Source organism: Paenibacillus sp. 79R4 (assembly GCF_013393165.1).
GTDB lineage: Bacteria > Bacillota > Bacilli > Paenibacillales > Paenibacillaceae > Fontibacillus.
Map to the genome: position 1 here is coordinate 47,708 of NZ_QJOT01000012.1, position 16,062 is coordinate 63,769.

The window sequence follows — 16,062 nt, forward strand, 5'->3', positions numbered from 1 at the left end:
TTGAATCTGGTGACTTCTGTATGACAATAAATTATTTTTGTAAAACCGAGACCTTACGGCCTTCGACACGAATCATTCCTTTAGCGAACCATGAGACGACCTGCGGGTACAGCTCTTTTTCAGCCGCATGAATTTTCTCTTCCAGGGATTCCAGACTATCCTCGTTCCTGATCTCAACCGCTTTCTGGGCGATCACAGCTCCGGTATCCATGCCTCCGTCTACAAGATGGACGGTAATTCCGGTCGTTTTGACACCGTATTCCCAGGCTTGTTCAATTGCATCCTTACCCGGAAAAGCCGGCAGCAGCGATGGATGAATATTGATCATTCTCCCTGTATAGCGATCAACCAGTACCGACGTCAGCAGCCGCATATAACCAGCAAGGACTACCAAATCGACCTGCCTTCGCTCCAATTCAGCGGCAATCTCCAGCTCATAATCTTCGCGCTTCGCATAAGCCTTCGGGTCAAACACATAGCTGTCAATGCCAGCCCGCTGGGCTCGTTCGACAACCGGCGCTTTGGCCTTATCGCTGACCAGCAACACGATCTCAGCCTCAAGCCTCCCGCTTTGTGTCGCATCTACAAATGTTTGGAAATTGCTGCCCTGACCCGAAGCAAATATGGCAATCCGGAATAACGAAGCCATCAGACCTGGACTCCTTTGAAGGTCACTTCCCGATTTCCTTCAGTAACTCGGCCAATGGGATATGGGTGTTCTCCAGCAGCGCGAAGCGCAGCAACAGCCGCCTCTGCCTGATCCTCGACAACGACAATCACCAGCCCGATTCCCATATTAAATGTCGTGAACATATCACGGTTACTGACATCGCCTTGCTGTTGAAGCAGGGAGAATATCGGTTGAATCGGCCATGAGCCGTAATCGATCTCAACGTTAACCCCTTCCGGCAAAACACGCGGTATATTCTCAATGAAGCCGCCGCCGGTAATATGAGCCATGCCCTTCACCTGAACCTCATTCAGTAAAGCTAGTACTGGCTTCACATACAGCTTTGTAGGCGTCAGCAGCACATCACCCAGCTTCGCTCCGCCAAGCTCCGCCACTTCATCCTGCAGGCTATAGCCGCCATCTTCCAACAGCAGCTTGCGTACCAGCGAGAAGCCGTTGCTATGAACTCCGCTGGAAGCCAAGCCGATCACTACATCACCAGAGGCAATGGTGCTTCCGTTGACAATCTTGCTCTTATCCACGACCCCTACCGTGAATCCGGCAATATCGTATTCACCTTCACTGTACATGCCCGGCATTTCGGCTGTTTCTCCGCCGATCAGCGCACAACCGGATTCATGGCATCCTTCGGCAATTCCAGCAACGATCGCTTCAATCTTGGTCGGAACCACCTTATCGCAAGCCAGGTAATCGAGGAAGAACAACGGCTCCGCGCCTTGAACTACGATATCGTTCACGCACATGGCCACCGCATCGATGCCAATCGTGTCATGCTTGTCCATAGCAAAAGCAATCTTCAGCTTCGTTCCCACGCCATCGGTTCCCGATACTAGCACCGGCTCCTCGTATTTATCCTTGTTCAAGCCGAACAAGGCACCAAACCCGCCCAGATCGGTCATGACCTCCGGACGGAACGTCCGTTTGACGTGCTTCTTCATCCGCTCTACCGCTTCATTGCCAGCCGCGATGTCCACCCCGGCGTTCTTATATGCTTCTGACACGACAGGACACTCTCCTTAACGTAAATTATAGTTAGTTCAAAAATCCCTTGAACCTATGATATTTCATATCATTAATTATACCGATCATCTTATGTGGAATATTAGCATTTGAGACGAGGTGCTCAACATCACATTAGCTGCTTAACATGAGACGCGATACTCAATATGAGATGCGATACTCAAAATAACATGAAGTGCTCAATATGAAATGCGATGCTCAACATAAGACGCGATGCTCAACTTTACACTAGGTGCTCCATATGAGACGCGATACTCAACTTTACACTAGGTGCTCCACATAAGACGCAATGCCCAACTTTACACTAGGTGCTCCACATAAGACGCAATGCTCAACTTTACACTAGGCACTCCACATAAGGCGCAATGCTCAACTTTACACTAGGTACTCAACCTGAGACGCGATGCTCAACTTTACACTAGGCACTCCACATAAGGCGCGACGCCTAACTTCTAACGAAACGTGGTATCGCTATTTGCACCAATAAGGGCATCTGAAAATTGTAACGAAACTGGGGATCGTTATTTGGCATAAATAGTGACTCACAGCCTGAATTTAGTCCAAATAGCGATATGGTGTTTCGTTAGCTTAGAATAGCCGTTGTTTTAGAGCAAATAGCGATCTGTAGTTTCGTTAGAAATATTAACTGGTGCATCCGTATTTCTCTTCACCATTAAAGTCGGTGCGTGTAGGATAGTCGTTGTCGAAGCAAGCCATACACATGCCGCCTTTATAGTCATCTTTATTGTCGCCGCCGACAGCCTGGATCAGGCCATCCGCGCTTAAAAACTCCAATGAATCAGCGTTAATCTCCTGGCGAATCTCCTCGATCGAGCGGGAGGAAGCAATCAACTCGCTGCGATCGGGTGTATCGATCCCATAGAAGCATGGATTCTTGAAGGGTGGCGAGGTAATCCGAACATGCACCTCTGTCGCCCCCGCTTCCCGCAGTAAATTGACGATGCGGCGAGATGTCGTTCCGCGGACGATCGAGTCGTCGATCATAACGACGCGTTTTCCCTCCACGACGCGGCGTACGGCGCTAAGCTTCATCTTTACGCCAAGCTCACGCAGCTCCTGACTGGGCTGGATGAAAGTTCGGCCAGTATACTTGTTTTTGATCAAGCCGAGCTCATAGGGAATCCCGGTTTGCTCCGCATAACCAATCGCCGCAGAAATGCTGGAATCCGGCACGCCTGTGACAACATCCGCATTAACAAAAGACTCCTGAGCCATCACCTGGCCCATCCGCTTCCGGGCCGAATGGAGATTCGAGCCGTTCAGATCGCTATCCGGGCGAGCAAAGTAAATATACTCCATCGCGCATAGCGCTTTGCGCTGCGGTTCGGCATAGCGGTCTTCGCGGAGGCCATTTGCGTCCAGCACCAGCAATTCGCCGGGACGGATATCGCGAATGATCTCTGCCCCGACAACCTCAAAGGCACAGGTTTCGGACGAGAACAGATAAGCATCGCCAAGGCGAGCCATCGATATAGGCCGCAAGCCGTTTGGATCGCTGGCGACAAGCAGCTTATCATTCGTCATCAATAAGAACGCAAATCCGCCGACCAACTGATGAAGCGCGTCCTTCGCTGCCTCCACGAAATCTTTGGAGGAACGAGCGATCAGGTGAGCGATAACCTCCGTATCGCTAGTCGTCTGGAAGATCGAGCCGGACTGCTCCAGCTCGCGGCGAATCTTCGGAGCATTGACGATATTGCCGTTCGTGGCCACCGCAAGATCTCCGTCGCGGTACTTGAAGATGAGCGGCTGAGCATTCGTCACGCGGCTATCTCCGCTTGTCGAATAACGAACATGGCCGATCGAACGATCCCCCTGCAGCGAGGACAGCTTGTCACGGTCAAACACTTCCTTGACCAGCCCCATTTCGCGGTGATAATTGAACTCCGTTCCATTCGCAACGCAGAGCCCTGCGCTCTCTTCGCCACGATGCTGCAACGCATGCAGGCCGTAATAGGATATAGAAGCGGCCTCGGGATGACCGAACACCCCGAATACGCCGCACTCCTCTTTTAATTTATCGAATATGCCGTCACGTCCGCTGCCCTCGTTGTAATAATCACCTGTCCAGAAAGGCATTATTTCATCAGACATGGAATGACATCCTCCCAGACCTGCTTCAGCTCTTGTACAGGTCTATTGACAACAGCAGCATCATTCGCATGAACGATAAGATCTCCGCCTTCCACACGTCCGATTACCTGCACAGGTACGCCATGCTGCGCGATCAACTTCACAAGTTCATCCGCTTGATTTGGCGAAGCTGAGAGCAGGATGCGTGATTGGGATTCACTGAACAAGGCGATGTCCGCACGCAAGTCCGAGACAGCCAGCTCAACCTTAGCTCCCAAGCCGCCGCTGATGCACGATTCTGCCAGGGCGACAGCAAGGCCGCCTTCCGAAAGGTCATGCGCCGATTGAACGAGTCCGCTCTGAATTGCTTTGAGAACCGCATTAAGCAGCGACTTTTCTTTATTCAAATCAAGCTGCGGTGGACGCCCTTCCGTAACGCCATGAACAACAGCCTGGAACTCGCTGCCGCCCAGTTCACCATAATTGTCGCCAAGCAGGAGGATTGCATCTCCCTCCTGTTTGAAGCCTTGCGTCGTAATATGATCCGTATCATGCACCAGACCAACCATGCCGACAACCGGTGTCGGATAGATCGCGCCTTTGGAATTCTCGTTATAGAGACTCACATTACCGCCGATTACTGGAGTATCCAACACACGGCAGGCTTCCGCCATCCCATCAACCGATTTCTCCATCTGCCAGAAAATATCCGGCTTCTCCGGGCTGCCGAAATTCAGGTTATCCGTAATCGCCAGCGGCTCTGCGCCGGAGCAGACGATATTACGCGCGGCTTCACTCACCGCGATCTTGCCGCCGATCTCCGGATCGAGATAAACAAACCGTCCGTTACAATCCGTCGTCATAGCCAGCGCTTTGCGCGTTCCATGCACCGTTACGACAGCGGCGTCTGAACCCGGACGAACCGCAGTGCTTGTACGCACCATATAGTCGTATTGGTTGTAAACCCATGCCTTGCTGGCTACAGTAGGCGAAGATAACACTTTATCCAATGCACCGTTCAAATCACGAACTTCTTCATATCTTAAAGTATCTATATTGGCATTCTTTTCATAGTAAGATGGCACGCTGGATGGCTTATTATAAATAGGACATTCATCAACGAGCGCGGTCACCGGCATATCGCCGACAACTTCGCCATGATGAATCAGCTTCAGACGCCCGTCATCCGTCACTTTACCAACCTTGGAGCAAATCACGCCCCAACGTTCAAAAATCTCCCGTGCTTGTGCCTCGTCCTTTGGCTCCACCACAAACAACATCCGTTCCTGCGACTCCGAGAGCATCATCTCATAAGCCGTCATGCCTTCCTCGCGTTGTGGAACTTCGTCCAGGTATAGCTCCAGGCCGTTGCCGGCTTTACTGGCCATTTCTGCGCTGGAGCAGGTGAGACCCGCTGCGCCCATATCCTGAATGCCAAGCACGATGCCCGTATCAATCAGCTCCAGGCAAGCCTCCATCACAAGCTTCTCCATAAACGGATCGCCAACCTGTACAGCCGTTCGCTTCGCTTCCGACTCCTCAGTCAGCTCCTCGGATGCAAAGGTCGCACCATGGATGCCGTCGCGGCCCGTTGGCGGCCCTACATAGAACACAGGGTTACCCACGCCCTTGGCAACACCACGCTGGATTTTATCATGATCGATTAGACCGACACACATCGCATTGACCAGCGGATTGCCATCATAAGATTCGTCGAAGACCACCTCTCCGCCAACCGTTGGGATACCGATGCAGTTGCCGTAACCAGCAATCCCGGCTACCACATGCTCGAACAAATATTTAACCCGGTCGCTCTCCAGCTTGCCGAAACGCAAAGAGTTCAGAGAAGCGATCGGTCTTGCGCCCATAGAGAAAATGTCGCGAATAATGCCGCCAACCCCAGTCGCCGCACCTTGATAAGGCTCCACAGCCGAAGGGTGGTTATGACTTTCGATCTTGAACACGACCGCCTGATTATCACCGATATCGACGATCCCTGCACCTTCACCCGGACCCATCAGTACGCGTGGACCACTGGTCGGAAATCTTCTTAGAAGCGGCTTGGAGTTCTTGTATGCGCAGTGCTCAGACCACATTACGCTGAATACGCCAATCTCTGTATAGTTCGGTTTGCGACCCAGAAATCCGCAGATCAGCTCATACTCGCTATCCGAAACGCCCATCTGTTTATAAATTTGCTGCTCTGCAATTTGCTCTGCATTCGGTTCCTTAGCGGACACTTGCTGACTCATGCTGATCCCTCCAAGTCTTCAAAATCGATGTGAACATTTTCTTGCCATCCTCTGATCCAAGCAGATTGCTAACCGCACGCTCCGGATGCGGCATCATGCCGACTACATTACCGCGTTCATTGGCGATCCCGGCGATATCATCAAGCGACCCATTCGGATTATGAACATAACGGAAAATAATTTGTCCGTTCGCCTGCAGCTGCGCGAGAGTCTTCTCATCGCAATAATAGTTGCCTTCCCCATGCGCGATTGGAATGTTAATCTCCTCGCCAAGTGCATATTCGCTCGTGAATGGATTGCTGTTGTTCTCAACCCGCAGAAGCGTGTCATGACAGCGGAACTTCAGCGACATATTGCGGCGCAGTGTTCCTGGCAACAGGCCCGCCTCGGTCAAAATTTGAAATCCGTTGCAAATGCCAAGCACAAACTTGCCTGCCTCCGCCGCTTTGGCCACCTCAGCCATTACCGGGGCAAAGCGGGAAATCGCACCGCAGCGAAGATAATCACCATAAGAGAAGCCACCCGGAACCAGGATACAATCATAAGCGGATAAATCCGTAGCTGTATGCCATACATAATCAACAGGTTCACCTAATGTATCCTCCACAGCTTTGTAGCAGTCGATGTCACAGTTGGAACCGGGAAATACGAGTACTGCGAATTTCATGAATTAGCCCTCCAATTCAAAGCGGTAGTCTTCTACGACCGTATTCGCCAGAAGCTTCTCACACATTGCCTTGACACGGGCCTCGGCCTCGAAGCGATCATCCGTATCAAGCTGAAGCTCCATATACTTGCCGATACGAACGCTTCCCACTTCGTGGAAGCCCATAGAATGCAGTGCGCCTTGCACGGCAACTCCCTGCGGATCAAGTACGCTTTGTTTAATGGTGACATAGACCTTCGCTTTCAACATATCTCTCATGTTCCTCCTAAGGGTTTGTATTGCGGCGCAGCCGCGGTATAAGGTAGTTCAAGAGCTCTTTTCGGGATGAAAACCGTACCTTTTGAACACTATTAACACTTTATGAACTGCTCTATGAACACAAAAGCTTGAAGCACGGGATGAAAGAAAATCCGGTTGCTATATTGGTTGAACTAAAAATAGAAAGATGAAGGCAGCCGGGTGAAATGTTCCTTCGATCGCTACTGTTCCTAAATTTTCTTAATTTCATAGAATCCAAAAAGATAGAAATTCGTTCCACAAAGACGAACGTTACAGTTCCCCAGAATCATTTCTTCCTCTCGCCTATTCTTCAACTTCTATAGCTGCTGCCCGGAAATGCGAGAATAAATTTCTCGATAACGGCGTGAAGTTTCCTCGACTACTGGTGTCGGCAGCGGATCAGGCTGACTGTTCTGATCCCAGTCGGAATGCGCCAGATAATTGCGCACCGGCTCTTTATCCATACTGTCAATATCTACGTCAAGCGCATATTTCTCTTTAGCCCAGAAACGAGAGGCATCCGGAGTGAAAATCTCATCAATCAAAATCAGCTTGCCATCGATCAGTCCAAATTCCAGCTTGCAATCTGCCAAAATGATATCGCGCTTCTCGCAGAAATCACGAGCAAAAGCATACAGCTCAAGACTGCGGCTGCGCAGCTGCTCAGCCAGTTCGGCTCCGACATCATTCGCCATCTCCTCAAAGGAGATATCCTCATCATGGCCAACATCGTTCTTGGCGGCAGGAGTAAAGATTGGCTCCGGCAATTGATTATTCATCCGCAGGCCTTCCGGAAGCGAAATGCCGTTGATCTCACCGTTCTTCTGATATTGCCGCCAGCCTCCGCCAGTGACATAACCACGCACTACGCATTCGATATCAATCCGCTGCGCCTTGCGGGTAACCATCACTCTTTTGCGAAGAACATCCTTATTCTCTTCGCTGATTACATCGCCAAGCCGTTCGACATCGGTATGCACAACATGATTCTCCATCAGCTCTGCAGTCTGTTCAAACCAAAAGGCACTGAGCCGATTCAGAACATTGCCTTTATCAGGCACAGCCGGTTCAAGCACGTAGTCAAAAGCGGAAATCCGGTCGGTCACGACGATTAAGTAGTGTTCACCAAGATCATACAATTCGCGAACCTTACCTTTATACAGCAACGGGGCGTTCACTAGGCCCTCTGCCGTAGAAATGGCTCTTGCTGACATAATCACTGTCCTCCTTAGTGGCGCGCCGCCCTGCCCAGACGTGAATTCAAGAGTCAATAGCCAAGCGGCGCTGCCGTATAAGCCTCCATAAGAGGCGATGAACTTCCCTTAACCTTCGATCAACCCAAGCTTGCGGAAGATTGTATCCACATGCTTCAAGTGCCAAGCCGGATTGAACGCATCGTCAATCTCTTCCTGGCTTAACACGGCTGTAATCTCCGGCGTCTCCTCGATAATGTCACGGAAGTGATGCTGCGTCTCCCAAGCCTGCATCGCTCGCGGCTGCACCGTATCATAAGCTTGTTCACGGCTGAAGCCTTTATCGATGAGCTTCGTCATCACGCGGCCGGAGAACGGCACGCCGTAAGTGCGCTCCATATTGCGCTTCATATTATCAGGGAATACCGTCAAATTCTTGACGATATTACCGAAGCGATTCAGCATGTAGTTGAGCAGCATCGTCGCATCCGGGAGAATGACCCGTTCGACCGAGGAATGCGAGATGTCGCGCTCATGCCAGAGCGTCACATTCTCGTAAGCGGAGATCATATGCCCTCGGATAACACGGGACAAGCCAGAAATATTCTCACAGCCAATCGGATTGCGTTTATGCGGCATCGCTGAGGAACCTTTTTGCCCTTTGGCGAAAGCTTCCTCTACCTCACGGAATTCACTCTTCTGTAATGCGCGGATCTCTGTAGCGAATTTATCGAGCGATGTAGCAATCAGGGCCAGCGTTGCCATGTATTCAGCATGGCGGTCGCGCTGCAGCGTCTGCGTCGAGATTGGAGCGGCCTTCGTGCCGAGCTTCTTGCAGACGAATTGTTCAACCGAAGGATCAATATTGGCGTACGTTCCGACAGCACCGGAGATTTTACCGTATTGTACATTGTCTGCCGCATGGCGGAAACGATCCAGATTGCGCTTCATCTCTTCGTGCCAGAGCGCCATTTTCAGTCCGAAGGTGGTCGGTTCGGCATGTACCCCATGCGTACGCCCCATCATCGGGGTATCTTTATAGGCCAGCGCCTTATCGTGCAAAATTTCAATAAAATTGATAATATCCCGTTCCAGGATTTCATTAGCCTGCTTCAGCAAGTAGCCAAGAGCTGTGTCAACGACGTCCGTCGAGGTCAGACCGTAGTGAACCCATTTGCGCTCTGCGCCCAATGTCTCGGAGACAGCTCGTGTAAAAGCAATGACGTCATGACGCGTCTCCTGTTCAATTTCGTAGATCCGGTCCATATCAAAAGAAGCGTTCTTCCGCAGCAGTTCCACATCGTCCTTAGGAATAATCCCCAGCTCCGACCAAGCTTCACAAGCGCACAGCTCTACCTCCAGCCATGCTTTGAATTTATTTTCCTCCGTCCAGATCGCTCTCATTTCCGGTCTGCTGTAACGTTCAATCATGAGTGTTGATTCCTCCATATTTTGGTTTTCTTTATCCAATCAAGCCCGTCCGATACCTCTTCACAGAGCAAATTGATATGCCCCATTTTCCGTTTAGGTGCCGAACCGCTCTTCCCATATAAGTGTACTTTCGGAATGACGGCAAATCCAGTCTGCCTCCCCGGAGCCAAGCGTTCGTCCGGCTGCTTCCGTCCGTTCTGGTCTTCGGAGTTCGACATTTCCCTATACCACTGACCCGTTGTCATTGCCAGTTCGACCTTATCTATATGTTCTCCAAGTATGTTCACCATTACGACAGGTGTTCGCAGCGAGGGATCTCCGAGCGGAAGATTGCAGATCGCCCGGACATGCTGCTCGAACTGCGAGGCATTGCAGGCCTCCATCGTGTAATGTCCGGAATTATGAGGCCGCGGAGCAAGCTCGTTAACGAACAGTTCTCCGTCCTTCGTCAGGAACATCTCCACAGCAAGTAATCCGACCGCGCCCATCGATTTAGCGATGCGAGCGGCAAGCCGCTCCGCGTCCCGCTGGATTGACTCGGCTATGCGAGCCGGGACAATCGATACATGCAGGATATTATCGACATGAATATTCTCGGCAACAGGAAATGTCTTGATCTCCCCACGTGGGCTGCGCGCGGCAATGACGGACAATTCCTTCTCAAAGGAAATAAATTGCTCCAGTACAAGCTCCGTATCGGCCTTGCTCAACTCCGCATAGGCCGCGGCGATTTCCGCTTCTGAGCGGATCACCCACTGCCCTTTGCCGTCATAACCTCCGGTCGCCGTCTTCAGAACGCTTGGCAACCCAAGCTTTGCTATGGCCGCCCTCAGTTCATCCTCACTGCCGATCTCCGCATAGGGGGCCACACGTACGCCCGCAGCTTCCACCGCCTTCTTCTCCCGCAGGCGATGCTGCGTAGTGTACAACAGGCGGCTTCCTTGCGGCACATAGGATTGCTCCGTAAGCAGAGCCGCCACCTCTGCATCGACATTCTCGAATTCGTAAGTGATGACATCCGATCGTTTGGCAAGCAGCTTCGCCGCTTCTTTGTCGCTGTATGCCGCCACGATCTGCTCGGCGACCTGACCGCACGGCGCAGCCGTTGTCGGATCAAGCGCGATGAAGCGGTATCCCAGATTGCTGCCTGCGAGTGCCATCATCCTTCCCAGCTGGCCTCCGCCAAGTACGCCAATAGTCGCGCCAGGCCGAATAATCCGTTCTGTCTCAAGACCTGTGACAGCCTTGCGCTCCGAGATCCTTTTATCCATTATTGTTGCTCCTCCAACACCAGCTCATCGCTTGTCTCAATGACCGCATCACGCAATGCTGTACGCCGCTGCTCCAGAAGCTGCGCCAGCTCGGGATCAAACGCACCAAGGATTTGCGCAGCCAGCAGGCCTGCATTGGTGGCCCCAGCCTTGCCGATTGCAACTGTGGCAACAGGAATGCCACCGGGCATTTGTACGATGGACAGCAGGGAATCAAGTCCGTTAAGCGCAGCGGATTTGACTGGCACGCCAATGACGGGAAGCGTCGTCTTCGCGGCAACCATGCCTGGCAAGTGAGCCGCGCCGCCCGCGCCAGCGATAATCACCTTAATGCCGCGCCCTGCGGCCTGCTCTGCGAATTCAAACATCAAGTCCGGAGTACGGTGAGCGGAGACAACCTTCTTTTCATATGGAATTCCAAGCTCCTCCAGAATGACGCAAGCATGGGACATCGTGCCCCAATCCGATTTGCTGCCCATGATCACTGCAACCTGTGCTGACATTCTTCAACCTACTTTCTTAAGTATAAGTTTGATTACAAAACCGGGTAGTACTATTGAAGTGAATGAATGACTAGAAAAACTGTAAAATCACATTGTGTAGCTTAGCTTCATTAAGGATGTATTCCAAAAGGATTATAAGAAAAGGATGTATTCCAAAAGTCTAGAAACAAAAAAAGTCCTGGAAGCTCCGAGAAATAACAAAGTATTTCCAGAAATCCGGACCAAAAGTGAATACGCCCTCGCCCCTTTTGCCATCAGGGGAACAGAACGATCGGCTTCATGAATGTCTAATGCGGCTATATTCGTCTCAGGCTGCGCCACACCGTGGACGGCTCCCACCCTGGGCCTCGTCCAATCTTCATTAACCCATGCACACCGCTCGTCAAACAATTCAATAGACTCATTCTGCAGCACATGCATGTCGTTGTTCCAATGATCCGTAAGGAGAATGGTATGACCTATCCTAAATGACGTATTCACTCGTAGTCCGACTATTTAAGGTAATCAGGTAGAGACTCCCGGGCCATATTCCCAAGGTTATACGAGCGATTATTCCACAAAATTCTATTAGAAAAAGCGGGTTCAACAAAACAGATAATGTGAACATTCTATGAGCAAATGACCTGCTCTCTATGACTAGTTTAACAATCCCTGCTGGCCTGTGTCAACTAAAACACGAACAATATAAAAATGTTATAAATTAATGTTCGTTTTTAACCCATGCACTTATTGCCAACCCATTCCTAAAGCCTTATATCATCGTAAATTTACATAAATTCTGTATTTATAACAAGAGACCGTCCTCAGTAATAAACTGTTGTACAGGACGGTCTCTGCTTTTCTGATTATATATAATAATTATTCCTTGGAATGATAGTATTGTGAAAACACATCCGCCAAAGCTTCAGCGGCACGCTGGCTTTCCTGGAACGTATTATTGGCTCCCCCGATCTCGATCAGGATGCTGCCTGGGGATACCGATTGATTGTATTCGCCATTACCTTGCTTTGCAGTCTTCAGCAGCACGCCCCGGGACAAGCCGGGATAATTCTTCTTCAATAGCTCATTCAGCGCATCGGCAAACTGCTTGTTCTTCGCATAGTTGTTATGATTCGTTCCAATCACGAATAAAATGCGCGCATAAGACTCCCCGTTAATCGAAGCTGTTGTCGTCTGCTTCGGTACATCGCTGTCACGATGAATATCGAGGAAATAAGTCAATGAAGGATTCGTCTTCAGCGCTGTATTGATCGCTCTGCGCGATTCCTCATATGATTTGGAATAGCTGAGCCTCTGCTCCTCCAGTCGTCTTGCTATATCAATGTTATTAACGAACGTCGGCACACCTTTCTCCTGTAACACATCACCTAGATATCTGCCAACCATCGCAATATTCATATCACGGTCATCTACCGAAGAACCCTTCACATTACGGGCCACACTTCGCCACGATTCCCGATTATGAGAGGAATAGATGAATACTTGATTCTCATAATTCACTTCAGCATTTGACTGTCCCGCAGGATCCTGTGCGCCGTTGGCGGAATCAATCTGTACCACCCAACCTGCGATATAGGCCATGCCCCCATCCTGCAATGCGACCTTGTACCAATCTCCATCACTCTCTACGATCGTATAAGATTCGCCAGGCTGCGCCTTGCCAACGATCTCGAAATCCATGCCAGGTCCGACACGCAGATTCGTCACATCAACAATTTTAACGACGGAAGCACCTTGATCGCCTGCATCAGATTCCCCGTTCGCTGCTTGATCGGGTTTATTTTGCTCCACAGATTGAGGCTTCTCCTCTTGACTACTCTGGAACTTATCCTGCTCCTGCTTAACGACCTTGGTCTCACCTTGGGTGGCTTTGGTGTCATTCTTAACAACCTTGGTCTCACCCTGGGTGGCTTTGGTGTCATTCTTAACGGTTCCTTTGTTCCCGTCTTGTACATACTCGATATAATCGCTGTGTACCCAGCCATTCGATTTCGCCAGCTTAATCTTGATCCATTTTCCCTGCTTATCCAGCACCTGATATATATTCTGCTTGCCGATCATCTGGATCACCGCTGCCTTCAGGTTAGGCTCTGTGCGCACATTCAGACGTTCCACCGTACTTCTGGCATATTCAACCTTCTTAACATGATCACTTGCCTTGGTATTGGTATCTTGCTTCTTCACAGTCTTGACCTCAGCAGCGCTCCCTTTGGCCGCATGAGCCTGACCTGGAGCATATAGACTATTAACACTTCCTAGTAAAAGAACGACACATACAGCAACTCTCCACATTTTGAAACGAGGCAAAATCATTTCTCTCCCAACATCGATAGTCTTGCTCTATTATTTCGACATAGATAGATGAAACCCTCCCCTATTCGCCGAAATGATCGAGACGGATTACTAGATTGCGAGGGTCGGTTCTACTCTAACGGAAATACAGACCTCTATATGGCGAAAAAAGCCCTGTTTGCAAATCTAACGGAACTGGGGGGCGTTAATCGACTATAATTGGACCAAATTCCCGCTCATTTTGCCAAATAAGGTACCGTATTTCCGTTAGAATTCGCAGCAGCGGTCATTTGGGACTAATAGCAGCTCTGATTTCCGTTAAAATGGGCAACGGACGCATTCTGCTTTAATAGCGGCTCTGATTACTAGATTGCAAGGGACGGTCCTACTCTAACGGAAATGCAGACCTCTATATGGCGAAAAAAGCCCCGGTTGCAAATCTAACGGAACTGGGGGGCGTTAATCGACTATAATTGAACCAAATTTCCACTCGTTTTGCCAAATAAGGTACTATATTTCCGTTAGAATTCGCAGCAGCGGTCATTTTGGGCTAATAGCAGCTCTGATTTCCGTTAAAATGGGCAACGGACACATTCTGCTTTAATAGCGGCTCTGATTACTAGATTGCAAGGGACGTTCCTACTCTAACGGAAATACAGACCTCTATATGGCGAAAAAAGCCCTGTTTGCAAATCTAACGGAACTGGGGGGCGTTAATCGACTATAATTGGACCAAATTCCCGCTCATTTTGCCAAATAAGGTACCGTATTTCCGTTAGAATTCGCAGCAGCGCCATTCTGTTCAAATAACGGCTCTGATTTCCGTTAGAGAATATGCGGACTCACGAACTTTCGGACTCATCAGGCTTGCTGACTTGCAACTTATGAACTTATGAACTTATGGATTTATGGATTTATGGATTTATGGATTTATGGATTTATGGATTTATGGATTTATGGACCTACGAACTTGCGGACTCGCGAAATTACAAACCTACGAACTTACGAACTTACGAACTTACGAACTTACGAACTTACAAACCTACGAACTTACGAACTTACGAGCTTGTATACTTACAGACTTGTGGACTTACGGACTCACGGACTTACGAACCTACAAACTCGCGAATCTACGTACCTACGTACCTACAGACTTACAGCCAGGATCGCACGCGAATTTGATTTTTTGATTGTCACTGCTTGCTATTCTAAAAGCAAAGCAATGGCCGCATATCACGCAAGCCACATTTCACACAAATAAAGGCCAGCTCTTAGCAATCTTCCTTACTAAGAGCTGACCCTTGTCTTAAGCTTTATTTTTTATTTTACGACCAGAACCGGGATTCTGGAATGCTGGACGACATTGTGGCTGACGCTGCCAAGCACGAACTCGCGTATGCCGCCAAGACCGCGGCTGCCGATTACGATCAGATCGTTATGATTCTTCTTCGTATAATCAAGTATGACCTCAGCTGGCGCACCTTGCATCAATTGAACGGTAGCATTAACCCCTGCCTCTTCCAGGCGCTTCTTTGCTTCCTCCACCGTCTTCTCTGCAAGCTCATAGAACTCCTCATTCACAGAAGCAGGCACGGGAGCGAAGCCGTCTGCTACGTAGAACCGAGGGAAATCAAACACATGGAGCACTTCAAGCGTCGTATCCGGGTTCAATTTTGCCAATTCAATCGCTTTGTCTAACGCTTTGGTACCCGCTTTGGATCCATCGTATGCTGCTACTATTTTGGAGAATAACATAACAAGCACCTCTCTCATCTAAGTATTAATACGATTAACCGTCAACTAGCCAATAGTACGATAGAATTTAATGCGCCAATCATAAATCAGGTTAGAAAATAACCATACAACACTGCGTTCAAAAGGAGTAACAGCGGAATCCCGATCCGGAAGCTCATATGCTTGGTCTTATGGCGTTTCGTATTCATAGCGATCAATACGCCTAACGCTCCGCCGATAAAGGCCAGCAGAAACAGCGTCTTCTCGGGGATTCTTTCCTTCCTCTGCCTTGCGCGCCGCTTATCGTCGGACATGACCAGATAGGCCACTAAATTAATAAAAATCAGCCAAATGACCAGGCCCATTCTCATGCCGATTGCTCCCTTCGAATTCGAGATAGAATTAACTCTATCTAATTATATTATAACGCCAATTCCCGCAATTAAAAAGCTCCCCGCAAAGGGGAGCTTCAATGCAGCAGCTAGGATTCCTGCTTCGGAATCTTGTTCAAGCTGGATGGCTTGCCCGCCTGCTTCTTAGGCTGCAGCTCATCGGCGGCTTCCATAATACTTGACTTGTTCTGCTGATTTTTAATTTTTTGCGCTTTATTATGCGGCATATGCATACCACCTCCA

14 protein-coding genes and 1 riboswitch are annotated in these 16,062 nt (G+C 49.7%); all 14 genes read right to left on the reverse strand.

Annotated features, from left to right (window positions below):
* Positions 1–31 precede the first annotated feature (31 nt).
* The 14 genes from purN to DMN77_RS17215 all read right to left on the reverse strand — a co-directional run bounded on the left by purN (position 32) and on the right by DMN77_RS17215 (position 16,046).
* Entirely contained in the window at positions 32–649 is a 618-nt protein-coding gene (gene purN / locus DMN77_RS17150) for a phosphoribosylglycinamide formyltransferase (RefSeq protein WP_179015795.1), read from the reverse strand.
* The gene (gene purM / locus DMN77_RS17155; protein WP_179015796.1) at positions 649–1,692 is read right to left on the reverse strand and encodes a phosphoribosylformylglycinamidine cyclo-ligase; all 1,044 of its coding nucleotides are present in this window, start codon (positions 1,690–1,692) and stop codon (positions 649–651) included. Before purM ends, purN begins: the two co-directional genes overlap by 1 nt.
* 661 nt (positions 1,693–2,353) lie before the next feature.
* Positions 2,354–3,826: an amidophosphoribosyltransferase gene (gene purF, locus DMN77_RS17160; protein ID WP_179015797.1), complete on the reverse strand. Its 1,473-nt coding sequence runs from the start codon at positions 3,824–3,826 to the stop codon at positions 2,354–2,356.
* A complete protein-coding gene (gene purL, locus DMN77_RS17165; protein WP_179015798.1) occupies positions 3,811–6,057 on the reverse strand; it encodes a phosphoribosylformylglycinamidine synthase subunit PurL in 2,247 nt (748 codons plus the stop codon). The genes purF and purL overlap by 16 nt, the downstream gene beginning before the upstream one ends.
* Positions 6,035–6,724, reverse strand: a complete 690-nt coding sequence (gene purQ / locus DMN77_RS17170; protein ID WP_068778257.1) for a phosphoribosylformylglycinamidine synthase subunit PurQ — start codon at positions 6,722–6,724, stop codon at positions 6,035–6,037. Before purQ ends, purL begins: the two co-directional genes overlap by 23 nt.
* Positions 6,725–6,727: 3 nt before the next feature.
* Positions 6,728–6,973 (reverse strand): phosphoribosylformylglycinamidine synthase subunit PurS, encoded by a 246-nt coding sequence (purS, locus tag DMN77_RS17175; RefSeq protein ID WP_068778258.1) that lies wholly within the window; start codon positions 6,971–6,973, stop codon positions 6,728–6,730.
* A gap of 347 nt (positions 6,974–7,320) precedes the next feature.
* Complete coding sequence (locus tag DMN77_RS17180; RefSeq protein WP_179015799.1) at positions 7,321–8,217, reverse strand: phosphoribosylaminoimidazolesuccinocarboxamide synthase; 897 nt, start codon at positions 8,215–8,217, stop codon at positions 7,321–7,323.
* Between the two features lie 108 nt (positions 8,218–8,325).
* Positions 8,326–9,627 (reverse strand): adenylosuccinate lyase, encoded by a 1,302-nt coding sequence (gene purB, locus DMN77_RS17185; protein ID WP_179015800.1) that lies wholly within the window; start codon positions 9,625–9,627, stop codon positions 8,326–8,328.
* The gene (gene purK, locus DMN77_RS17190; protein ID WP_179015801.1) at positions 9,624–10,898 is read right to left on the reverse strand and encodes a 5-(carboxyamino)imidazole ribonucleotide synthase; all 1,275 of its coding nucleotides are present in this window, start codon (positions 10,896–10,898) and stop codon (positions 9,624–9,626) included. The genes purB and purK overlap by 4 nt, the downstream gene beginning before the upstream one ends.
* Positions 10,898–11,401, reverse strand: a complete 504-nt coding sequence (purE, locus tag DMN77_RS17195) for a 5-(carboxyamino)imidazole ribonucleotide mutase (RefSeq protein WP_179015802.1) — start codon at positions 11,399–11,401, stop codon at positions 10,898–10,900. The genes purK and purE overlap by 1 nt, the downstream gene beginning before the upstream one ends.
* A gap of 463 nt (positions 11,402–11,864) precedes the next feature.
* Positions 11,865–11,966, reverse strand: a riboswitch (purine riboswitch).
* A gap of 293 nt (positions 11,967–12,259) precedes the next feature.
* Complete coding sequence (gene spoIIP, locus DMN77_RS17200; RefSeq protein WP_179015803.1) at positions 12,260–13,708, reverse strand: stage II sporulation protein P; 1,449 nt, start codon at positions 13,706–13,708, stop codon at positions 12,260–12,262.
* A 1,305-nt stretch (positions 13,709–15,013) separates the two neighbouring features.
* Positions 15,014–15,448 (reverse strand): universal stress protein, encoded by a 435-nt coding sequence (locus DMN77_RS17205; protein WP_068778264.1) that lies wholly within the window; start codon positions 15,446–15,448, stop codon positions 15,014–15,016.
* Between the two features lie 86 nt (positions 15,449–15,534).
* Entirely contained in the window at positions 15,535–15,798 is a 264-nt protein-coding gene (locus DMN77_RS17210; protein WP_068778265.1) for a DUF1294 domain-containing protein, read from the reverse strand.
* Between the two features lie 110 nt (positions 15,799–15,908).
* On the reverse strand, positions 15,909–16,046 hold the full coding sequence (locus tag DMN77_RS17215) for a hypothetical protein (protein WP_179015804.1): 138 nt from the start codon (positions 16,044–16,046) through the stop codon (positions 15,909–15,911).
* Positions 16,047–16,062 lie beyond the last annotated feature (16 nt).